At 66.7% G+C, this 21,774-nt stretch carries 19 protein-coding genes and 2 riboswitches; of the genes, 6 read left to right on the top strand and 13 right to left on the bottom strand.

Annotated features, from left to right (window positions below; translation table 11 throughout):
- Nucleotides 1-15: 15 nt before the first annotated feature.
- From E2E27_RS06190 to E2E27_RS06180, 3 genes are all read right to left on the bottom strand, one after another.
- Nucleotides 16-318: a GIY-YIG nuclease family protein gene (locus E2E27_RS06190; RefSeq protein WP_141458157.1), complete on the bottom strand. Its 303-nt coding sequence runs from the start codon at nucleotides 316-318 to the stop codon at nucleotides 16-18.
- Nucleotides 319-509: 191 nt separating this feature from the next.
- A complete protein-coding gene (locus tag E2E27_RS06185; RefSeq protein ID WP_141458156.1) occupies nucleotides 510-1,337 on the bottom strand; it encodes an IclR family transcriptional regulator domain-containing protein in 828 nt (275 codons plus the stop codon).
- Complete coding sequence (locus E2E27_RS06180) at nucleotides 1,318-2,478, bottom strand: CaiB/BaiF CoA transferase family protein (RefSeq protein WP_141458155.1); 1,161 nt, start codon at nucleotides 2,476-2,478, stop codon at nucleotides 1,318-1,320. The genes E2E27_RS06185 and E2E27_RS06180 overlap by 20 nt, the downstream gene beginning before the upstream one ends.
- Before the next feature lie 103 nt (nucleotides 2,479-2,581).
- Between E2E27_RS06180 and E2E27_RS06175 the strand changes: the two genes are divergently transcribed.
- The gene (locus E2E27_RS06175; protein ID WP_141458154.1) at nucleotides 2,582-3,364 is read left to right on the top strand and encodes a citryl-CoA lyase; all 783 of its coding nucleotides are present in this window, start codon (nucleotides 2,582-2,584) and stop codon (nucleotides 3,362-3,364) included.
- Between the two features lie 61 nt (nucleotides 3,365-3,425).
- The gene (locus E2E27_RS06170) at nucleotides 3,426-4,778 is read left to right on the top strand and encodes a M24 family metallopeptidase (protein WP_141458153.1); all 1,353 of its coding nucleotides are present in this window, start codon (nucleotides 3,426-3,428) and stop codon (nucleotides 4,776-4,778) included.
- A gap of 118 nt (nucleotides 4,779-4,896) precedes the next feature.
- Here E2E27_RS06170 and E2E27_RS06165 read toward each other — a convergent pair whose 3' ends face one another.
- Entirely contained in the window at nucleotides 4,897-5,820 is a 924-nt protein-coding gene (locus tag E2E27_RS06165) for an SMP-30/gluconolactonase/LRE family protein (protein WP_181443597.1), read from the bottom strand.
- Nucleotides 5,821-5,976: 156 nt separating this feature from the next.
- Between E2E27_RS06165 and E2E27_RS06160 the strand changes: the two genes are divergently transcribed.
- From E2E27_RS06160 to E2E27_RS06145, 4 genes are all read left to right on the top strand, one after another.
- Nucleotides 5,977-7,470, top strand: a complete 1,494-nt coding sequence (locus E2E27_RS06160) for a CoA-acylating methylmalonate-semialdehyde dehydrogenase (RefSeq protein WP_141458151.1) — start codon at nucleotides 5,977-5,979, stop codon at nucleotides 7,468-7,470.
- A 5-nt stretch (nucleotides 7,471-7,475) separates the two neighbouring features.
- Nucleotides 7,476-8,423, top strand: a complete 948-nt coding sequence (locus tag E2E27_RS06155; RefSeq protein WP_141458150.1) for a polysaccharide deacetylase family protein — start codon at nucleotides 7,476-7,478, stop codon at nucleotides 8,421-8,423.
- Nucleotides 8,420-8,908 (top strand): hypothetical protein, encoded by a 489-nt coding sequence (locus E2E27_RS06150; RefSeq protein WP_141458149.1) that lies wholly within the window; start codon nucleotides 8,420-8,422, stop codon nucleotides 8,906-8,908. The genes E2E27_RS06155 and E2E27_RS06150 overlap by 4 nt, the downstream gene beginning before the upstream one ends.
- Before the next feature lie 148 nt (nucleotides 8,909-9,056).
- Nucleotides 9,057-10,367 (top strand): lipopolysaccharide biosynthesis protein, encoded by a 1,311-nt coding sequence (locus E2E27_RS06145; protein ID WP_141458148.1) that lies wholly within the window; start codon nucleotides 9,057-9,059, stop codon nucleotides 10,365-10,367.
- 30 nt (nucleotides 10,368-10,397) lie between these two features.
- On the opposite strand, the gene gcvPB is transcribed toward E2E27_RS06145, so the two are convergent.
- The 9 genes from gcvPB to metH form a co-directional block, all read right to left on the bottom strand.
- Complete coding sequence (gene gcvPB, locus E2E27_RS06140; protein WP_141458147.1) at nucleotides 10,398-11,954, bottom strand: aminomethyl-transferring glycine dehydrogenase subunit GcvPB; 1,557 nt, start codon at nucleotides 11,952-11,954, stop codon at nucleotides 10,398-10,400.
- On the bottom strand, nucleotides 11,954-13,327 hold the full coding sequence (gene gcvPA / locus E2E27_RS06135) for an aminomethyl-transferring glycine dehydrogenase subunit GcvPA (protein WP_141458146.1): 1,374 nt from the start codon (nucleotides 13,325-13,327) through the stop codon (nucleotides 11,954-11,956). Before gcvPA ends, gcvPB begins: the two co-directional genes overlap by 1 nt.
- Before the next feature lie 33 nt (nucleotides 13,328-13,360).
- Nucleotides 13,361-14,197: a glycosyltransferase family protein gene (locus tag E2E27_RS06130; RefSeq protein WP_234036213.1), complete on the bottom strand. Its 837-nt coding sequence runs from the start codon at nucleotides 14,195-14,197 to the stop codon at nucleotides 13,361-13,363.
- Nucleotides 14,194-14,565, bottom strand: coding sequence for a glycine cleavage system protein GcvH (gene gcvH / locus E2E27_RS06125; protein WP_141458145.1), 372 nt, complete (start codon nucleotides 14,563-14,565; stop codon nucleotides 14,194-14,196). The genes E2E27_RS06130 and gcvH overlap by 4 nt, the downstream gene beginning before the upstream one ends.
- 3 nt (nucleotides 14,566-14,568) lie before the next feature.
- Nucleotides 14,569-15,699: a glycine cleavage system aminomethyltransferase GcvT gene (gene gcvT, locus E2E27_RS06120; protein WP_141458144.1), complete on the bottom strand. Its 1,131-nt coding sequence runs from the start codon at nucleotides 15,697-15,699 to the stop codon at nucleotides 14,569-14,571.
- 57 nt (nucleotides 15,700-15,756) lie between these two features.
- Nucleotides 15,757-15,862, bottom strand: a riboswitch (glycine riboswitch).
- Nucleotides 15,863-15,962, bottom strand: a riboswitch (glycine riboswitch). It abuts the riboswitch before it with no gap.
- 79 nt (nucleotides 15,963-16,041) lie between these two features.
- Nucleotides 16,042-16,989 carry a sulfite exporter TauE/SafE family protein gene (locus E2E27_RS06115; protein WP_181443596.1) on the bottom strand — a complete coding sequence of 316 codons (948 nt, stop codon included), beginning with the start codon at nucleotides 16,987-16,989 and terminating at the stop codon, nucleotides 16,042-16,044.
- 2 nt (nucleotides 16,990-16,991) lie between these two features.
- On the bottom strand, nucleotides 16,992-18,200 hold the full coding sequence (locus E2E27_RS06110; protein WP_181443595.1) for a serine hydrolase domain-containing protein: 1,209 nt from the start codon (nucleotides 18,198-18,200) through the stop codon (nucleotides 16,992-16,994).
- 60 nt (nucleotides 18,201-18,260) lie between these two features.
- Nucleotides 18,261-19,025 carry an FkbM family methyltransferase gene (locus E2E27_RS06105; protein WP_181443594.1) on the bottom strand — a complete coding sequence of 255 codons (765 nt, stop codon included), beginning with the start codon at nucleotides 19,023-19,025 and terminating at the stop codon, nucleotides 18,261-18,263.
- Between the two features lie 58 nt (nucleotides 19,026-19,083).
- Nucleotides 19,084-21,759, bottom strand: a complete 2,676-nt coding sequence (gene metH / locus E2E27_RS06100; protein ID WP_141458139.1) for a methionine synthase — start codon at nucleotides 21,757-21,759, stop codon at nucleotides 19,084-19,086.
- Nucleotides 21,760-21,774 lie beyond the last annotated feature (15 nt).

Raw genomic sequence — 21,774 nt, 5'->3', positions numbered from 1 at the left:
ATTCGCAATGCGAAGTCAACTTCGATATGCGAAAAGTTGAAGGTGTGGCGGGATGGCCACGCAAGTTCGTTGCGCCAGCGCCGCCGCAGTGCGCGTATCGTTGTGGTCAAACAGGATTTGCGCAGGTCTTGCTGGCTTTTGGGCGCATGTGAACGGATTGCTGCCGCGCTGTAATCCCGTCATCCCAGCGAAAGCTGGGATCGCTATCGGCCAGTAAATGTGCTCGAAAAGGTCACGCCACTCAGGGTTGGTTTTTTCGATCTGCTCGATTTTCCGCGGATGCTTCCATGCCTTCATCGCTCCGATCTTCGCATCCAAGACCTGCGCAGACTGGACCGAGACACAGCCGTCCATCGTCGTGAGCCAGTGTAAGAGCGAGGGCGATCCCAGCTTTCGCTGGGATGACGATCATGGCAATCGCCCGAGTCCAATCCGGGCCGATACCCGAATGACGGGAAATCTTCGGACGACAGGCGAAGCGGACCGCCCGGCCACCCGTGGCCCGCGGCTCAGGGCCTGAGCGACGCCTCCAGCGCGGGCCAGCGTTTCAGGGACGCCTCGATCTCGCCTGCCGCTTGTCGCAGCAGCGGCAGGCGGGTGCGCACCAGCTCGTCCTGCGAGATACGGGTTGTCGAGGTGGAGCAATTGATGCTCGCAATCACCCGTCCGCCGCGCCCGAAGATCGGCACCGCGACCGAGACGATGCCGTAATCGAGCTCGTCCAGCGCGGAATCGTAGCCGCGCTCGGCGATCAGGCTCAGCCGCTCGGCCAGCGCTGCACCTTCGGTGACGGTGCGCTCGGTAAAGCGCTGGAACGGTGCGGCCGCTACCAGCGCGGCGCGCTCGTCATCCGGCAGAAAGGCCGCCAGCGCCTTGCCCAGCGAGGTCGCGTGGAAGGGAAAGCGCGTCCCCACCCCGGCGGCCACCCGGAACCGCCGGTCGGTCGAGACATGGGCGACATAAAGAATCTCCGCCCCCGACAGCACCGCCAGGCTGGCGCTGTCGCCGGTCTGGTCGCGCAGGGCTTGCAACGGCGGCAGCACCACCTGTTCGATCTGCATCGAAGCGAGGAAGGCCGACCCGATCGTCAGCACCGCCGGGCGCAGCAGGAACTTGCGCTCGTGCTGGCCGACGTATCCCAGCTCCACCAGCGTGATGAGACAGCGCCGCGCCACCGCCGGGGGCAGGCCGGTCTTGGCGGCGACTTCGGAGAGGGTCATCTCGGGATGATCCTCGTCGAAGGCCTTGAGGACGCGCAGGCCCCGTTCGAGTGTGGACAGGAACTCGGGGTCTTTGCCCGCCTCCCTGATCGTGGCTTCAGCCCCTGCGGATCCCATGCACCGGCCTTTCGATGGAGCGGCGGATCGCCGCATCGTCTGCCCCCAATAGGGGCGGCGCGGTGACGCTGTCCATCCGTTCGCCATCGAAGCTGAGCGGGAAGCGGATGGTGCGGAAAGGCCCCTTGGGACCTTCGGGATCGGTGACTTCGATGCCGAGCACCTTCGCCTGCTCTGTCTCGAGCACTTCGGTGGTGTCGTAGACCGGCGAATTGGGCACTTCGAGCCGGGTCAGGGTCTCGGTCCACTCGGCGCGGGGCTTTGTGGCGAAGATCGGCGCGAGGAAGGCGACCACATCCTCGTAATGGGCGATGCGCGCCTCGCGGCTGGCGAATTCGGGGCGCTCCAGCATGTCGGGCACGCCCACCGCCGTGGCGAGATTCTCCCAGAACTTGGGTGGGGAGGACATGTGCAGCGCGAGCCACTTTTCGTCCGAGCACTGGAATACATAGCTCTGGCTGACGTGCGGGCGGCTGTAGGGTCCCATCACCTGATCGGCGGAGAGCAGGTGGGTGAAATCGTCGAGGTTGAAGTGGCACATCGCCTCGAACATCGAGGTTTCGACCACCCTCCCCTTGCCGGTGTTGTGCCGCTCGTTGAGCGCGGCAAGGATGCCGAGCGCGGTGTAGAACCCGGTCATGGCATCGGCGATGGCGGGGCCGACGACGCGGGGGTGCTCGGGGTTGACCAGCAGCCGCAGGAAGCCCGACGCGGCCTGAGCGACGGTATCGAAAGCGGGGCGGTCACGCTCCGGCCCCTCGCTGCCGAAGCCCGAGATCGAGGCATAGACCAGCCGCGGGTTGATGCCCTGAAGGCGCGCCGCATTGACCTTCAGCCGGTCGGCCACGCCCGGGCGGAAGTTCTGGATGAAGACGTCCGCATCCTCGACCAGACGGTCCAGCACGGCCAGATCATCGGGGTTCTTGGGGTCGATCGTGATCGAGCGCTTGCCCCGGTTATAGGTCTGAAAGTGCGGCGAGTAGAGCTCGCCTTTGAAACTGCGGAAGGGATCGCCCGTGCCCGGCTGCTCGACCTTGATGACATCCGCGCCCATGTCGGCGAGCAGCATCCCGGCGGCGGGCCCGGTGATGAAGGTGCCCATTTCGAGCACGGTAACGCCTGCTAATGGCCGAGCGGTCATCCTGTTCATCCCATCTGCGTGCCCAATCGACTTGCGGCACTTGCGCTGAGACTATATTCTTCGCATAACGAAATCAACTTCGAATATCGAAAAGGATTGCCCTATGCGCATCGGCAAGCAGGATAACGCCGTGACCTCGATCTGCACCTCCGATGCGACCAGCATCACCGTGCGCGGGATGGACCTGTGCTCGGAGGTGATCGGCCATGTCGATTTCACGAGCTATTTCTGGCTGCTGGTGACGGGCACCATGCCCAGCCCGCCGCAAAAGGCGCTGGCCGATGCGGTGCTGTGTGCGATTGCCGAACACGGACTGGTGCCGAGCGTCGTCGCCACCCGCATGACCTACGCCGCCGCGCCCGAGGCCTTTCACGGTGCGGTGGCCGCCGGGCTGCTCGGTTGCGGAAGCGTCGTGCTGGGGAGCGCGGAAGTCGCGGGCAAGTTCTACGCGCAGGTCGTCGCCGATGCCGAAGGCGCTGACCCCGCTGCGACCGCCATCGCCGCGATCGAGGCGCTGCGGGCCGAGAAGAAGGCGATCCCCGGCTTCGGCCACCCCCAGCATTCGGGCGGTGACCCGCGCGCGCACCGGCTGCTGGCGCTCGCCAAGGAGCACGGGATGGAAGGCAAGCACATCGCCATGCTGCGCACCATCGAGACCGTGCTGCCCGAGGCGATCGGGCGGGCGTTGCCGATCAACGTCAACGGCGCGATCCCTGCCGTGATGCTCGACGCCGGCTTCCCGCTCGCCGCGCTCAAGGGCATCTCGCTCCTCGCCCGCACGGCGAGCCTCATCGCCCATCTTCAGGAAGAGACCGAGCGCCCGATCGGCTTCATCATGTCGGGCGCGGCGGCGGAGCGGATCGGGTTCGAGGACGGACACGAATAAGCGCGCTTGATCCCGCGAGCCTGCCGCGCCACTGTCGACGCACAACGGACAGGGGATCGACATGACCGCGCGGCTTTTCCTTTCGCTCGCAGCCTTGCTGGCGGCCCCTCCGGCGCTTGCCGATGTGCCTTTGGCGCTGAGCGAGACCGAGATCGCCGCCCCCGCCCTACCCGCAATCCTCTCCCCGCGCGAACGGGCGGCGCTTGAAAACCGTATCCTCGCCGAACGGCTCGATACGATCATCCCGCAGATCATGCGCGCCGAGGGCGTCGACCTGTGGCTGCTGGTCGCGAGAGAATATTTCGAGGAGCCGGTGGTCGCCACCATGCTCGATGCCGAGAACATGCACGCGCGGCGGCGGACGATCCTGATTTTTCACGATCCGGGCGAAGGCAGGCCCATCGAGCGGCTGACGGTCAGCCGCTATGGCCTCGGCGGGCTGTTCGAACCGGCTTGGAATCCTGACGAACAGCCCGATCAGTGGCAGGCGGTGGCCGGCCTTATCGCCGCGCGCGATCCCGCGAAGATCGCGATCAACTCCTCCGACCTCTACCAGTTCGCCGACGGCATGACGCTGAGCCAATACGACAGATTCATGAGCGCCCTTCCCCCCGCCATGCATGAGCGCGTCGTCAGCGGCGAGGGGCTGGCGATCCGCTGGCTCGAAACCCGCACGCCTGCCGAGATGGAGCTCTACCCCACCATCGTGCGCATCGCCCATTCGGTGATCGGCGAGGCGTTTTCGAGGAAGGTCATCACGCCCGGCGTCACCACCGCCGAACAGGTGCAATGGTGGTATCGCGACCGGCTGATGCAGCTTGGCCTGACCCCATGGTTCCACCCCTCGGTCGCGATCCAGCGGCAGGGGGTGAAGGGCATGCTGGAGGGCGACGAGGTGATCCAGCCGGGCGACCTCCTGTGGACCGATTTCGGGATCACCTACCTGCGCCTCAACACTGATACCCAGCACCTTGCCTATGTGCTCAAGCCGGGCGAGACCAAGGCGCCTGCGGGGCTGCGCGCGGGGCTCGCCAATTCGAACAAGGTGCAGGATTTCCTGACCCGCGCTTTCGAGGTCGGCATCAGCGGCAACGACGCTCTGGCCAAGGCGCGGGCCGATAGCATCGCTGCGGGGCTCGATCCCTCGATCTACACCCACCCCATCGGCCACCACGGCCACGGCGCGGGTCCGAGCATCGGCTTCTGGGACAACCAGAACGCCGATCCGCGTGGGCAAGGCCCGATCCGGGCGAACACCGCCTGGTCGATCGAGCTCACCTCTTACGCCAGTGTGCCCGAATGGGGCGGGCAGCGGGTCGATTTCCGCACCGAGGAAGACGCCTTCTTCGACGGGACGACCGTGCGCTATATCGACGGGCGTCAGACGGAAATCACGCTGATCCCTTCGGACTAACCATCAGAGCGCGCGCGGCCAACTTCTCCCCTCCCTTGGGGGAGGGGCTGGGGGTGGGGGCTCCACCGCCAGCTAATGTCGAACACCCATCCCCAACCCCTTCCCTCAAGGGAAGGGGCTATCGGCTCGACGATCCCGTGCCCATTGCCCGCGTTTTCACCCGGTACACGTCGCTCTGAGCGGTGATGTAGAGTTCGGACAGGTCCGGCCCGCCCCAGGCAAGGTTGGTCGCGCGCTTGGGCACCTCCATCCGCTGGAGCAGCGTGCCGCGCGCCGGGTCGACCACGCAGATCCCGCCGGGGCAGGTCAGATAGACCAGCCCGGCGCTGTCGACCCGCACCCCGTCGACATTGCCGGAAAGCCCCTCGACCTTCAGGTCGATCACCAGCCGCTTGCCCGAAGCCGTGCCATCGGCGGCAAGGTCATAGGCCCATAGCGTCTGCGTGGCGGTATCACCGACATAGAGCACGGCCTCGTCGGGCGAGAGCGCGAGGCCATTGGGACGGCTCAACTGGTCGTCGATCAGCACCATCCGCTCGCTCGCCTCGTCGAAGGCGAACACCCCGGAGAAACCCACCTCGCTCGTGCGCTCGCCAAGGCCATAGGGCGGGTCGGTGAAGAGGATCAGCCCGTCGCTGCGCACCACCACGTCATTGGGGCTGTTGAGGCGCTTGCCCTCATAGGCCGCGACGATCACCTGCCGCCCGCTCTCCGGAATCCAGCGAGTCACAGCACCGCTGCCGTGTTCGGCGTTGATGAGGCGGCCTTGGCGGTCGAAAGTGTGGCCATTGGCATTGGCGGACGGTGCGTAGAGCACCTGCGCCGCGCTTTGCCCCGGTGTCAGCACGTGCACCGCATCGCCGGGAATGTCGCTGAAGATCAGCCGCGCCCCCTCCCACGCCGGGCCCTCGGTGAAGGTGTAGCCGGTGGCCGCGATCTCGAGACTATCGCCGATCAGGATCCCCGTATCGTCCTGCGCCGCCGCGCCGCCTACCATCCATGCTGCCGCAAGCATCGCCAGCCCTGCTCTAACCCTGCCCATAATCCATCCCTCTCTCGTCTCGTCGCACGCACACCGTGCCCTGCCGCGCCCCGCCGTGCCAGCACTTTTGAGGGGAGCCGCAAGGCTTGCATGGGCCGCGCGCGGGGGGCATTGGGGCGGCAGAGACAGGAGAGACCCACCCCAATGACTCAGGCAATGCGTCAGATCGACCATTTCATCGTCGGAGGCACCCCTACGCCGACGCGCAAGCATTCCATCTGGAACCCCTCGACCGGCGAAGTGCAGGCCGAAGTCGCGCTGGGCGACGCCGCGCTGCTCGCCCGCGCGGTGGAGACCGCCAAGCGCGTCCAGCCCGGCTGGGCCGCCACCAACCCGCAGCGCCGCGCGCGGGTGATGTTCGCCTTCAAGGAACTGGTCGAGGCCAACATGCAGAGCCTCGCCGAAATGCTCTCGTCCGAGCATGGCAAGACCGTGCCCGATGCGCGCGGCGATGTGCAGCGGGGCCTTGAGGTGATCGAATATGCCTGCGGCCTCCCTCAGATCATGAAGGGCGAATACACCCACGGCGCGGGGCCCGGTATCGACGTCTATTCGGTGCGCCAACCGCTCGGCATCGGGGCGGGGATCACCCCGTTCAATTTCCCGGCGATGATCCCGATGTGGATGTTCGGCATGGCCTGCGCGGCGGGCAATGCCTTCATTTTGAAGCCCTCCGAGCGCGACCCGAGCGTGCCGGTGCGCCTCGCCGAGCTCTTCCTCGAAGCGGGCGCACCCGAGGGGCTGCTTCAGGTCGTCCACGGCGACAAGGAAATGGTCGACGCGATCATCGATCACCCGGATATCGCCGCGATCAGCTTCGTCGGCTCGTCCGACATCGCGCAATATATCTACGCGCGGGGCTCGGCGAACAACAAGCGCGTGCAGGCCTTCGGCGGGGCGAAGAACCACGGGATCGTGCTGCCCGATGCGGACTTGGATCAGGTCGTCACCGACCTCACCGGTGCGGCCTTCGGCTCGGCGGGTGAACGCTGCATGGCGCTGCCCGTCGTAGTGCCGGTGGGCGAGGAAACCGCCGAGCGGCTCAAGGAAAAGCTGCTGAAGTCGATCGCTGCCTTGCGCATCGGTGTCTCCAACGATCCCGAGGCCGATTACGGCCCCGTCGTCACGCCCGAGCACAAGGCGCGGATCGAACAATGGATCACCACGGCAGAGCAGGAAGGTGCCGAAATCGTCGTCGACGGGCGCGGGTTCACGCTTCAGGGGCACGAGAAGGGCTTCTTCGTTGGCCCGACCCTGATCGACCACGTCACCCCGCAGATGAAGTCCTATCAGGAGGAAATTTTCGGCCCGGTGCTCCAGATCGTGCGCGCCAAGGACTTCGAGGAGGCGGTGCGCCTCCCCAGCGAGCACCAGTATGGCAACGGCGTGGCGATCTTCACCCGCAACGGCCACGCCGCGCGCGAATTCGCCGCGCGGGTGAATGTCGGGATGGTGGGTATCAATGTGCCGATTCCGGTGCCGGTCGCCTATCACAGCTTCGGCGGGTGGAAGCGCTCGGGCTTCGGCGACATCGACCAGTACGGGGTCGAAGGCCTCCGGTTCTGGACCAAGAACAAGAAGATCACCCAGCGCTGGCCCGATGGCGGCGGCGACGGGTCGAACGCCTTTGTCATCCCGACGATGGGGTGAGGGGTTTGCGCCGGTTCCTCGCGGCCTTCTGGCTGATAGTCCTCGCGCTCTCCTCCCCGGCGGCGGCGCAGGACAAGCGCATCGCGCTCACCTTCGATGACGTTCCGCGGCAGGTGGGCGCGTTCTTCACCCCCGAGGAGCGCACCGAGCGGCTGATCGCCGCCCTGCGCGAAGCGGGGGTGGAGCAGGCGGCGTTCTTCGTCACAACAGGCAATCTTGAAAACCCCGACGGCGCAGGCGGCGAAGCGCGCATCGCCGCCTATGTCGCCGCCGGGCACGTGATCGCCAATCACAGCCACGACCACACGCGCCTGAGCAAGACCGAGGCCGACGCCTATCTTGCCGATATCGACCGGGCGAGCGCGTGGCTGGCTGGCCGGCCGGGCTACCGCGCCTGGTTCCGCTTCCCCTATCTCGACGAAGGCGGGCGCGATCTGGCCCGGCGCGACGCGCTGCGAGAGGGGCTGGGGGCGCGGGGCTTGCGCAACGGCTACGTCACCGCCGACGGATCGGACTGGCATCTCGAGCAACTGACTATCGACGCCAAGCGCGACGGCAAGCCGATGGACATGAAGGCGCTGCGCAAGCTCTACCTGCAATCGCAGATGAGCGGCATCGCCTATCACGAAGCGCTCGCCCGGCGCACGCTCGGCCGCGTTCCGCCGCAGGTGATGCTGCTCCACGAAACCGATCTCGCCGCGCTGTTCATCGGCGATCTCGTCGCCGAACTGCGCAAGGACGGCTGGACGATCATCACCGCCGACGAGGCCTATGCCGATGCAGAGCTGGCCGCCGCGATGCCCGATGTGCCCTATACCTCAGGGACGCTGACGGGCATGATGGCGTGGGAACGCGACATCCAGCCGCCGCTCGCCCCCTTGTGGATGGGCACCGAGATGATGAGCTGGCTGTTCGAAACGAAAGTGCTGGTGAAGCCGGAGGACGGGAAATGATGCCGAAAACTTCGCTCGCGGTCGCATTGCCGTTCCTCGCGCTTGCCGCTTGCGGCAGCGAAACCGCCGAACCGCCCGCAGCGCCGGCCACCGTCGAGGTCGTTACCGCAGATACCGAAGGCACGCCGGGCGATGCGCCTCCGGCGACCGCGACGGATGGCACATTGACAGCAATTCCGGCTGCCTTCCACGGCGTGTGGGACGCCGAAACCGGCACCTGTGACCCCGCTTCGGACCTCCGCCTCGAAATCGGGCCCGAAACGCTCGGCTTCTACGAAAGTCAGGGCACCGTGACGGACGTGACCAAAGGCGGCGACGGCGCGATCGTGATCGCCCTCGCGATGGAGGGTGAAGGGGAGCAATGGAAGCAGACGGTCAAGCTCCAGCTGGATCAGTCGAATGATCGGGAGTGGCTGCTCTACCTGCCCGGTCCCGATTTCGACGCGGTTCGGCAGCCGATCCGCCGCAAGCGCTGCCCTGCCTGAACCTTCGGCGCATCTTGCCGCATTTGTTGCGCTTCGCTCACCATCCGCGCTTGGCGGGATGCACCTTTTGCGGCTAAGCGTCGCCGCGACATGGTAAACCCGCCCTTGCCCTTTCCGGCTGAATGACAGAGCCTGCCCCGGACACACGATGAAGCGGGTTTTCGCCAATATGGGCTGGCTGCTCGGCGGGCGCGGGTTCAACGCGGTGCTCAGCCTCGTCTACCTCGCCATCGCCGCGCGCACGCTGGGCACCGACGGGTTCGGCTATTTTGCGCTGATCATCGCGCTGGGGCAGGCGGTAACGGGCTTTTCCAGCTTCCAGACCTGGCAGTTCATCGTGCGCTGGGGCGCCGACCCGGACAATCCCGGCGTCGATATCGAACGTGCGCGTGAGGCGACGGGATTTGCCGTGGCGCTCGATTTCCTGTCGATGGCCGTCGGCACGCTCGCGTCGGCGGTGCTGGTGGTCACCGCGCCGCTGTGGCTCGACGTGCCGCCCGATCTGATGTGGCTGACGTTCTGGTATTGCGTGATCTCGCTGCTGACGATCCGCACCACGCCGACGGGGATGCTGCGCCTCCATTCCGAATATGGCCGCGCGACCTGGGCCGAGGCGGTGCAACCGATCATCCGCGCGACCGGGGCCGGGCTGGCGTGGCTCTATATGCCCAATGTGACCGGCTTCATCCTCGCCTTCGCCGCGTCCGAAGTCGGCACGGCGATCGCCCTGTGGATCGTCGCTTTGCGCGTGCAGCCGGTCAGCCTCGCCTCGATCAGCCTGCGCACGATACCGGCGCGGCACAAGGATGCCTGGCGCTTCGTGCTGTCGACCAACATGTCGGGGAGCCTCGCCGTGGCGGGCAAGCAGGTGATGATCCTGCTGGTCGGCACCTTTGGCGGGGCCTATCTGGCGGGCGGTTTCCGCATCGCCAACCAGCTGGGCGTGGCGCTAATCGCGCTGGCGCAGACGATCTCCAAGGCGATCCTGCCCGAACTGGTGCAATCGCGCGACGGCGCGGTGGAGATCGCGCGGCGCATGGCGAATATCGCCGCCATCGCCGGGGTGACGGCGGTGGTGACCGCGATCCTGTTCGGCCGCCCCGGTCTGGCGCTGATCGCGGGCGAGGAGTTCACCGGCTTCTACTGGGCGATGATCATCCTCAGCATCGCAGGCGCGGTCGAGCTGGTGGGGGCGAGCCTTGAATCGCTGCTGATTTCGGCCGGCAAGGCCCATATCGCCTTCCTCGTCCGCCTGTTCCCGACGATCCTTGCGCTGGTGATGCTGCAACTCGCGATCGACTGGAAGGGCGCGCAGGGCGCTGGCTTTGCGGTGCTGGGGTCGAGCGTGCTGACCGTGGTCGGCTTCTACCTTGCGATCGTGAACCTCAAGCAGTTCCGGCTGGTGGTCGCGCCAGAAAACGAAGGGGCGGACACGCGGCCCGCCCCTCCCAAATCATAAAGCATCCCGGTGTAAACGAGAGGGTCTGGCCTACCCCTCGTAAGCCAGCTTGGGCTTGCGGGCTGCCGCCGTTTCGTCGAGCCGGCGGCGGGGGGCGTAGTAGGGGGCCTGCTTCAATGCCTCGTCCCCTTCCAGCGCGCGGGTGACGACGCTGCGGAAGGCGGTGATGAACTGGTCGATCGCCGCCTTGCTCTCGGTCTCGGTCGGCTCGACCAGCATTGCGCCGTGGACCACCAGCGGGAAATAGACCGTCATCGGGTGATAGCCCTCGTCGATCAGCCCCTTCGCCACATCGAGCGTCGAGAGCCCATCGGTGAAGTCCTTGTCGCCGAACAGCGCCTCATGCATGCACGGGCCGCTGGCGGCGAAGGGGGCGTGCAGAATGTCCTCCATGCTGCGCAGGATGTAATTGGCGTTGAGCACCGCATCCTCGGCCACTTGCTTCAGCCCGTCCGCGCCGTGGCTGAGCATATAGGTCAGCGCGCGGGTGAACATGCCCATCTGGCCGTGGAAGGCGGTCATGCGGCCAAAGCTCGGCCCGCGTTCCTCGCGGTTTTCTTCCTCGACGAGGTAGAACTCCCCGCCCTCGTTCTGGCGAATGAAGGGCAGCGGCGCGAAGGGGGCGAGCGCTTCGGACAGCACCACCGGCCCGGAGCCCGGCCCGCCGCCGCCATGCGGGGTGGAGAAGGTCTTGTGCAGGTTGATGTGCATCGCATCGACGCCAAGGTCGCCGGGGCGCACCTTGCCGACGATGGCGTTGAAGTTGGCCCCGTCGCAATAGACGTAGCCGCCCGCCGCGTGGACCGCATCGGCGATCTCGCGAAAGTCCTTTTCGAACAGGCCGCAGGTGTTGGGGTTGGTGATCATCACCGCCGCCACATCGGGGCCAAGCCGGGCCTTCAATGCCGCAACATCGACCCGGCCTTCGGGCGTCGCGGGGATATCCTCGACGCGGTAATTGGCGAAGGCGGCGGTGGCGGGGTTGGTGCCGTGGGCGCTTTCGGGCACCAGCACCACCTCGCGCGCGTCACCACGCGCTTCGTGCGCGGCGCGGATCGCGAGGATGCCGCATAGCTCGCCATGCGCGCCCGCCTTGGGGCTCATCGCGACGGCAGGCATCCCGGTGAGCTTGCACAGCCATTCGCCCAGCTGGCTGATGACCTCGAGCGCGCCCTGCACCGCGTTCTGCGGCGCGAGCGGGTGGATATCGGCAAACCCCGGCAGCCGTGCCATCTTCTCGTTGAGGCGCGGGTTGTGCTTCATCGTGCAGCTGCCGAGCGGGAAGAAGCCGAGGTCGATCCCGTAGTTCTGGCGGCTGAGGCGGGTGTAGTGACGCACCGCCTCGGGCTCGGTCAGGCCGACGAGGCCGATCGCTTCGGCACGCTCCAGCCCGCCGAGGCGGGTCGGGGCGCTGGCGTCCGCTTCGGGCAGATCGACGCCGGTCACATCCGCGCGGCCGATTTCGAACAGCAGCGGCTCTTCCAGCATCAGCGCACGGTTGCCGGTGGTGGTGACGGGGCCGCCGAGGAACCCGTCTTCGGCAGCCTGCATCTCGGGTTTCCAGCCGCTCTTGTTGGGGGCGTTCATCACACGGTCTCCTTGATGGCGGCTTCGAGCTCGGTCGCGAGCCGCTCGATATCGTCCTCGGTGGTGGTCTCGGTCACGGCGACCAGCAGCGCGTGTTCGAGCGCTGCGACGCCGGGATAAAGCCGCCCGAGCGACACCCCGCCCAGCACGCCCCGGTCGGCCAGATCGCGCACGATCTGGCGCGCAGGCTTGCCGCCGAGCATCAGAGTGAATTCGTTGAAGAAGGCGTTGTTGAGCACCTCTACCCCCGGCACCTTGGCAAGCCGGTCGGCGGCAAGACAGGCGAGGCGGTGGTTTTCCGCTGCCAGCTCGCGCAGGCCCTTTTCGCCCAGCAGCGTCATGTGCGCGGTGAAGGCCAGCGCGCACAGGCCGGAATTGGTGCAGATGTTGCTCGTCGCTTTCTCGCGGCGGATGTGCTGTTCGCGGGTCGAGAGCGTCAGCACGAAGCCGCGCTTGCCCTCGGCATCGGTGGTCTCGCCGCACAACCGGCCCGGCATCTGGCGCACGTGCTTGGGATCGCGCACTGCGAAGAGGCCAAGGTAGGGCCCGCCGAATTGCAGGCCGACGCCGAGCGACTGGCCCTCGCCCACCACGATATCCGCGCCCATCTCGCCCGGCGACTTGATCGCGCCGAGCGCCACGGGCTCGGTATTGACCACCACCAGCAGCGCGCCCTTGGCGTGGGCGGCTTCGGCGACCGGGGTCAGGTCGCTGATGCGGCCGAGGATATCGGGATACTGCACCACCACGCAGGCGGTATCCTCGTCGATGCGCGACATCAGGCCTTCGAGATCGGGATCGGCGGTGATCGCGGGCAGCGCGTCGGCGATGGTGTCGCCGGTGAAGTGCGCCATGGTCTTCACCACCTGCGCATAATGCGGGTGGAGCGCGCCCGAAAGCACCGCGCGCTTCCTGCGGGTGACGCGGGTCGCCATCGCCACCGCCTCCCAACAGGCGGTCGAACCGTCGTAGAGCGAGGCGTTGGCGACCGCGCAGCCATAGAGCCTCGCAACCTGCGTCTGGAATTCGAACAGCACCTGCAGCGTGCCTTGCGCGATTTCCGGCTGATAGGGGGTGTAAGCGGTCAGGAACTCGCCGCGCTGGATGATCGTATCGACGCTCGCCGGAACGTGATGCCGGTATGCGCCCGCGCCAAGGAAGAAGGGCACCTCGCCCGCGACCAGGTTTTTCGCCGCCAGCGCCTTCATGTGGCGTTCCACCGCCATCTCGCTGGCGTGCATCGGCAGGCCGTGGATCGGGCCGTCGAGCCGCGCCACCTCGGGCACGTCGACGAACAGGTCATCGACGCTCGCAGCGCCGATTTTCGCCAGCATCGCTTGCCGGTCGGTATCGGTAAGGGGAAGGTAGCGCATGGGAGAGGTTTTCCGTGGCTGGTGGTGAAGATGTCAGGCGGGAGCAGGCGCGGCGCTGAGCTGCGCCAGATCGGCAAGCGTCCCGGCAAAGCGCGCCGGGCCGGTGTGGGTGGTGCGCATCCACGGCGCGATCCAGATGCGGAAACCCGCATCGCGCACCCGGTGGCAGAAGGCGAAATCATCGGACAGGAGGTGGCCGCTGTCAGGGTCGATCATCGGCTGGAACAGCGCGGTGATATGTTCGGCCTGCAAGCCGCTCTCGCGGTCGAGCGCGTCTGGCGTGTAGCGCAGCTCCGGGTGGCGATTGGCCAGCGCTTCGATCACGTCGCGGCGCACCACCATCAGCCCGGTGCCCACCCGCCGCACTTCGATCGGCTGATCGAGCCGGTGCTGGCCCGAAGGATCGAGCGGATCGAACGCAAAAACGCCCGAAAAGCGCTCCAGCATCACCGGATTGCCCCCGGCCAACCCGCGCGCGGCGGCGGCGGCGACCAGCGGCCAGTTGACCATCCGCTTGGGGCACGGCGCGCCGACCACGGCGAGCGCGGGATCGGCCTCGATCCGCGCCACCAGATCGAGCAGCTCGTCCGGCACGAAGCCGATGTCCCCGTCGATGAAGATCAGATGCGTCGCATCCGATTGCAGGAAGGCCGCGGCGAGTGCGTTGCGCGCCCGGTCGATCGCGGCATTGTTGCTGAGCCAGGCGAAGGTGCAGGCCACACCCGCCTGCTGCGCCGCGCTCGTCAGGCCGACAACGGCGCGCAGATAATCGCTCTGCGCGCCGTCATAGAGCGGGGTGGCGACCAGCAACCGCCAGCCTCCCGCGCTCTTGCCGATTGGCGTGATCCTGACGGGCGGCGTCGTGGTCACAGGCTCTCGACGAAGGCCTTGTAGGCGTCTTCATCCATCAGCGCGTCGAGCTCGGCCTCGGCGGCGATGGTCATCTTGAAGAACCAGCCATCTTCCTCGGGCGAGGAATTGACCAGCGCCGGATCTTCCTCCAGCGCCGGGTTCACCTCGGTGACTTCGCCGGTGATGGGGGCATAGACGTCGGAGGCGGCCTTGACGCTTTCGACCACAGCGGCGTCCTTGCCCTGCTCGATCATCGCGCCGACTTCGGGCAGTTCGACGAAGACGATGTCGCCAAGCTGGCCCTGCGCGTAGTCGGTGATGCCGACCGTTGCGACGTCATCTTCGACATCGATCCATTCGTGTTCGTCGGTGTAGTAGCGCGGCATCGTTCAGCTCCCTCTGAAATAGCGGTGGGGGACAAAAGGCGTGGGGGTGACGGTGGCGGCGAGGCGCTTACCCCGGACTTCCACCTCGAGTTGCGTGCCGGGTGCGGCGTGCGCGGAGGCGACATAGGCCATGGCGATGGGCGCGCCCAAGGTGGGCGAGAAGCCGCCGCTGGTGACGGTGCCGATCTTGTCCGCGCCCACGAAGACTTCCGCGCCTTCGCGTGCCGGAAGGCGGCCTTCGAGCTTGAGGCCGACCCACTTGCGCGCCGTGCCCTCGGCGATCTCACGGATGATCCGGTCAGCGCCGGGGAAGCCGCCTTCTGTGCGGCGGCGCTTGTTGATGCCGAAGGTGAGCCCCGCTTCGATCGGCGAGGTTTCAGGCGTCATGTCGTGGCCGTAGAGTGGCAGGCCCGCCTCAAGCCGCAACGAGTCCCGCGCGCCGAGGCCGATGGGCTTCACCTCGGGCTCGGCGCAGAGCAGGTCGGCGACTTCGGCGGCGGCCTCGGCGGGGAGCGAGATTTCAAACCCGTCCTCGCCGGTGTAGCCCGCCCGCGCTACAGTCGCGCGATGGCCCGCAATGGTCACCGGTGCGAACTTCATGAACGTTAGGTCGGTGACTTCGGGCACATGGCGAGCAAGCGCATCGACCGCTTTCGGCCCTTGGAGCGCCAGCAGCGCGTAGTCGTCCATATGATTTAGCGTGATATCGTCGGGCAGGGCCTCGCGCAGCGTCGCGATATCGTCCCATTTGGTCGCACCGTTCACCACGAGATAGAGCGAGTGCATCCAGCGGGAGACCATCAGGTCATCGAGCACCCCACCCTCCTCGTCGAGGAGAAGCGAATAGCGTTGATGTCCGAACCTGAGGGTCGAAAGATCGATAGGCAAAATGGCCTCGACCGCCGCATCAAGATCAGGCCCGTCAAGCAGCAACTGCCCCATGTGCGACACATCGAACAGGCCCGCACTCTCGCGCGTCCAGTTGTGCTCGGCGACGATGCCCTCGTACTGGATCGGCATCTCGTAGCCCGCAAAGGGCACCATCCGCGCACCGCGCGCACGGTGCCATGCGTCGAGCGGCAGCGCGTCGAGCGGCAGGTCTTCGAGTTGCTCGTCGGTGTCGTGGTCGCTCATCAGGGGCCTTCCCGGCAGAATACGGCAGTAAGGCAGCGCGAGGCGCGCCGCCCTGTAACTGCCCCCTCTGTCGGGTGACCTGAGAGCTTCGGCAGGCCGCAGGCGGCCAACCTCCCCTTCGGTGGCCCCTGACACTGTGCCAGAGACGCTTTCCAGAGTGTCACGCAGCCGAGCGGTCCGGTGGCCTGAGAGTTTCCGGGGCGGTTGCTCCTTCGGCGCCTTTGCCTCCATGTGAAGGCATCGGGCTCTCCCGCTCGCCTGCCCGCGCCAGAATCACTTCTGCCGCGGGAGACGCCCGAGCGATGCGCGAATTGCTGCATCGCGTCAATCGGGCGTTTGGCCCTAGCGCCAGTTAAGCCACAGCAAGTAGAGCGCCGAAAGCACGATCCAGCTGCCGTCGAGCGTCTTCAGCCGTTTCGCCCCCAGCCAGAGGGCGATGGGACGGGCGAGAAATCCGCCCAGCGCCGCCGCCGGGCCGGCCAGCAGCACGACCTCCCACTGGATGGTGCCGGCCTCGATATGCCACACCACGCCCGACAGGCAGCTTGCCGCCGAAATCACGCAGGCCGCCCCGGTGCACAGCAGCACCGGATAGTGGCGGATGAACAGGTAGAGCGCGACGAGTTCCCCCATCCCGACCGAGAACAGCGCGGTGATCATGCCCCCGGGGATTGCCAGCGCCAGCAGGACGGCGAGGTCGCCGCGCGCCAGCCGCGCGCGCTCGGGCCGCGCGGCGTTGACCGTCCAGGTCGCCGCGATCAGCGCCGTGCCGAGCAGGATCGAGAAGCCCTTGTAGGCGAACAGCACGTCCTGCTGGTCGAAGGCGGTCAGGCGCTGGGTCGCCAGCATCGCGGGCAGCGACAGCGCCAGCACGGCGAGAACCACGGTAGCAAAGTCGCGGGGGCGCACCTGCGCCTCCAGCGGGCCGGGCGCGGGCTGGTGCAGCAGGCGGTCGGTCCAGCGCAGGCTCCCCATGGTCATGCCGAAGCTCTGGATGCCCATCGACACGCCGACGACCATCAGCGGCGAAAGGCTCATGATGCCGAGTTCGCGCAGGGCGTTGAACACGGGGACAAACACCACGCCCCCGCCGGTGCCGGAAGTGTTGGCGATAATCGCGCCGACGATGCCGACGCCGGGCAGGAACCACAGCTTCGCCAGCAGCGCGGAGTCAGCGGGCACCAGCGCCCACAGCGTGATATAGGCGACTAGCAGGACCAGCCCGCCCAGCAGCACGATGCGTCCGGGCGGCGGCCTGTTGCCGGGGCGGGGGCCTGCGATGTCGTTCACGGTCAGTCCGATGGCGGCGGCGTCAGCGCAAGCGCGCGCTGCATCAAGGCGGCCTCGCGCGGATCGGCGGCGGCGGTCTCCACCTCGCCCGTCGGCGGGGGAACGGCGGTGGTGAAATAGGCGATGCCTGTCCCGTCCAGATCGAGCCACAGGCCCGACCGCAAGCCATAGGCTTCGCCCCCATGTCCGATCCGCTCGCGGCCATCGCCGAACAGATCATCATGACATGGCGGCGCATCGGACAGACCATAGGTTCCAAGACCATAACCGCAGAAGTCCGGCGACGTCAGTTCCGGCGGCAGATGGTTCGCGGCGTTGATCATGGCGTAGATCCACCGCTCCTGCGACGCGGACGACAGAAAGTCGGCCGCGGTGTCCATGCGCATCAGCGCCTGCCCGATTGTCGCCAGATCGACCATCCCGATCCGCACCCCGCCCTGGGGCGAGAAAATCGAGGCATTGGTGCCGGGGACATAGGCGTCGAGATCGCAGGCGACGCCCTCGGCCACGGGGATCGTGCAGGCAGGCGGCAGCTCGGCCGGGGCATCCTTCGCCACCTCGCCCGTGTCGCGGTAGAGCGTGACCGCACGCGCCTCCATTGCCGGGCCGCAGCCGATCCAGTTGAGGCAGGCCTTCACCCCCAGCGGCGCGAACACCAGCCGTTCGACCAGCCGGTCGTAACGCTCGCCCGAGGCCTTCTCGAGCACGGTCGCCACCAGCGGCGAGCCGAGATTGGCATATTCGAACGCCGCCTCCCCCGGCGGGCCAGTGTCGCGCCACGCCGCCGGGTCGGCGAACTTGGCTTCAAGGCTTTCTCCCAGCGGGATGATGTAACCTGCCGCGTCCGACAGCCCCGCGCGGTGCGACAGCAGGTGAGCGAGCGTGACGGGCGCGTCCGGGTGGTAGGGCGAGCGGACCTTCCACCCGAGATAGTCCGAAACGTCGCGGTCGAGATCGAGTTTCCCCTCGTCCACCAGCCTGAGCGCGGTGAGCGCCATGATCAGCTTGGAAATGCTCGCGATCCGCACCGGATCGTTGGCCTCCACCGCGCGTCCCGTCTCCTTGTTCGCCAGCCCCTCGACGATCAGCGGGGTGATGGTCTCGCGGTCGAAGGCGACCACCACCGCGGCGGGTGGCGGCGTGTCCTGCGCAGTGGCCAGCGACGGGGCCATGGCAAGCCCGCAGCCCAGCAGCAGCGCCAGAGCGCGCATCCACGTCATCCTCGCCGTCTCGCTCCGCATCCCCGAACCTCTCCGGCCCCGCGCCCCCGCCTACAGCCCGATACGCGACCGCATCGCCTGCCCAAGGAACACCATGTTGACCCGTTCGCCGCGCGTGCCGCGCAGCCTTCCGCCGGCGTAGGCATAGGCCTTCATCCCGCAATCGGCAAAGAGATCGATCACCGCAGGGGACGGCGCCTCGACGATAGTGAGCGGCTGATGCGCGCGGAAGGTTTCGAGCCCGCCTTCGACCACCGCCTGTTCCATCTTCTGCACGTCGATCTTCACCACATCGGGCGCGAAGCCGAAGGAATCGAGCGTCCGCACGGTCACGGCTTGCGCGCTGATCGTCAGCTTGCGCGGGTCGAAGTTCCAGAAGTGGTAGGGATTGGCGAGCCAATTGACGATCGCCTCGCGGTCGAGCGAGGCCAGCGCGTCGAGCACGGCGCGATCGTAGCGCGGCACGTGCAGCGTCAGCTCGCCGGCACTTTCCGCGAGCGCGCAATCGTGGATTTCCACCGCCGGATCGCCTGAAAATTCCTGCCTGAGGCGCGCAGCCAGCGCGGCGATCGGCTCGAAACTGACGATCCTTGCAGGCCGCGCGCAGCGCCGGATCGCGTGGATGCTCTGGCCGTAATTCGCGCCGATATCGACCACCAGTCCGATCCGCCCCATCCGCGACAGCAGCCGGAATTCGTCCTCCATCATCAGGCCGAAATGGCGGGTGAGGCGGTTGTAGAGGCGATGCTTGGCCTCCCACAGGCCGGGGACGCGGGTCTGGAGCGACCGGATCACGCTCTTGGCAGGAACCTGCAACCTCACGCTCCTTCAACCCCGGCCCGGCGCAAAGGCCTAGCCCGCGCAGCGTGGCGGCTCAATCGAGATTGGGCCGCAGCCAGCGCTCCGCTTGCTCGACACTCACCCCGCGCCGCGCGGCATAGTCTTCCAGCTGATCGCGCCCGACGCGCGCGACGCCGAAATACTGGCTTTCGGGGTGGCCGAAATAGAAGCCCGAAACCGCCGCCGTCGGCCACATGGCGAAGCTTTCGGTCAGGGTCAGCCCTGCGTTGGCAGGCGCGTCGAGCAGGTCGAACAGGATCGGCTTCAGCGAGTGATCGGGGCAGGCGGGATAGCCCGGCGCGGGGCGAATGCCGCGATATTCTTCCTTGATCAGCGCTTCGCAGGTGAGTTGCTCGCCCGGCGCATAGCCCCACAGCGTGGTGCGCACGTGCTGGTGCAGGGCTTCGGCGAAGGCTTCGGCAAAGCGGTCGGCCAGCGCCTTCAGCAGAATGTCGGAATAGTCGTCCTTGTCGGCCTGAAACCGCGCCGAATGCGGCTCGATCCCGTGGATACCGACCGCAAAGCCCCCGATCCAGTCGCCATGGGGGTCGATGAAGTCGGCAAGGCACATATTGGCGCGGTCGCGGCTCTTCTTGACCTGCTGGCGCAGGAACGGGAGGCGCACGTGCTCCTCGGTTTCGGGCAGGTGGATGGTGACATCGTCCCCGTCGCGCGCGCAGGGCCACAGCCCCGCCACGCCGCGCGCGGTCAGCCACTTTTCGGCGATGATCGTGTCGAGCATCGCATTGGCATCGGCGAACAATTGCGTCGCGGTCTCGCCCACCACCTCGTCCTTGAGGATCGCGGGGTAGTTGCCGTGGAGCTCCCAGGCGCGGAAGAACGGCGTCCAGTCGATGAAGCCGCGCAGGTGTTCGAGGCTCCAGTCGGGGAAGACGTGCACCCCCGGCTGCTCCGGCGGGGCAGGCTTGTCCGACAGGAAAGCGTCGTAGAAATTCGCCCGCGCCTCATCGAGGCTGAGCAGCACGCTCTGCGACTTGCCCGCACGCGCATCGCGGACGTGGGTATATTCATCTTCGACCTGCGCGACATATTCGTCGCGCTGGGTATCGGACAACAGCTTGGAGGCCACCCCGACCGCGCGGCTCGCGTCGAGCACGTGGATCACGGGGCCTTCATAAGCCGGGTCGATCTTCAATGCGGTGTGGACCTTCGAGGTCGTCGCCCCGCCGATCAGCAGCGGCATGGTCATGCCGGCGCGCTGCATTTCCTCGGCGACCGTCACCATCTCGTCCAGTGAAGGGGTGATGAGGCCCGACAGGCCGATCATGTCGGCCTTGTTGTCGTTGGCGGCGGCGAGGATCGTCGGCCAGGGCACCATGACGCCGAGGTCGATCACGTCATAGCCGTTGCACTGGAGCACCACGCCGACGATGTTCTTGCCGATGTCGTGGACGTCGCCCTTCACCGTCGCCATGATGATCTTGCCCTTGGCCTTGCGCTCCTCTTCGGGGAGCAAGTCCTTCTCGGCCTCGATGAAGGGGATGAGGTGGGCGACGGCCTTCTTCATCACGCGGGCGGACTTCACCACCTGCGGCAGGAACATCTTGCCCGATCCGAACAGGTCGCCGACCACGTTCATGCCGTCCATCAGCGGGCCTTCGATCACCTCGATCGGGCGCCCACCGGCGGCGGCGATGGCGGCGCGCATCTGCTCGGTGTCGTCGACGATATGCGCGTCGATGCCCTTGACCAGCGCGTGTTCCAGCCGCTTCTCGACCGCCCAGCCGCGCCATTCCTCGGCGGCCTTTTCGTCGGCGACAGACTTGCCCTTGAAGCTTTCGGCGAGCGCGATGAGGCGCTCGGTCGCGTCAGGATCGCGGTTGAGGATCACGTCCTCGCAGGCTTGGCGCAAGGCAGGGTCGATCTGGTCGTAGACGTCCAATTGCCCCGCATTGACAATCGCCATGTCGAGCCCGGCGGGGATCGCGTGGTAGAGGAACACCGAATGCATCGCGCGCCGCACCGGCTCGTTGCCGCGGAAGGAGAAGCTCAGGTTGGAGAGCCCGCCCGAGTAATGCGCGTGCGGACACAACTCGCGCAATTCCTTCACCGCCTCGATGAAGTCGACGCCGTAATTGTTGTGCTCCTCGATCCCCGTGGCGACCGCGAAGATGTTGGGATCGAAGATGATGTCTTCGGGCGGGAAACCTTCGGCCACCAGCAGATCATAGGCGCGTTTGCAGATTTCGACCTTGCGCTCTTTGGTGTCGGCCTGCCCGGTCTCGTCGAAGGCCATCACCACCACCGCCGCGCCGTAATCCATGCAGATGCGCGCGTGGTGGAGGAAGGCCTCCTCGCCCTCCTTCATGCTGATCGAATTAACGATCGGCTTGCCGCTGACGCACTTGAGCCCCGCCTCGATCACGTGGAACTTCGAGCTGTCGATCATCACCGGCACGCGGGCGATGTCGGGCTCGGCGGCGATCAGCTTGAGGAAGGTCGTCATCGCGTGGACCGCATCGAGCAGCCCTTCGTCCATGTTGACGTCGATCACCTGCGCGCCGTTCTCGACCTGCTGGCGCGCGACTTCCACGGCTGCCGCATAATCGCCCGCCATGATCAGCTTCTTGAACGCCGCCGATCCGGTGACGTTGGTGCGCTCGCCGATGTTGATGAAGCGGGAGGAGGAGGGTTGGTTCACATTCAGTCTCTCAATTCCGTTCGCCCTGAGCTTGTCGAAGGGCTGCATTTTCTTTCGGTAGAA

This window comes from Porphyrobacter sp. YT40, assembly GCF_006542605.1.
Taxonomy (GTDB): domain Bacteria; phylum Pseudomonadota; class Alphaproteobacteria; order Sphingomonadales; family Sphingomonadaceae; genus Erythrobacter.
This window is presented reverse-complemented; position numbering and strand designations above follow the sequence as displayed.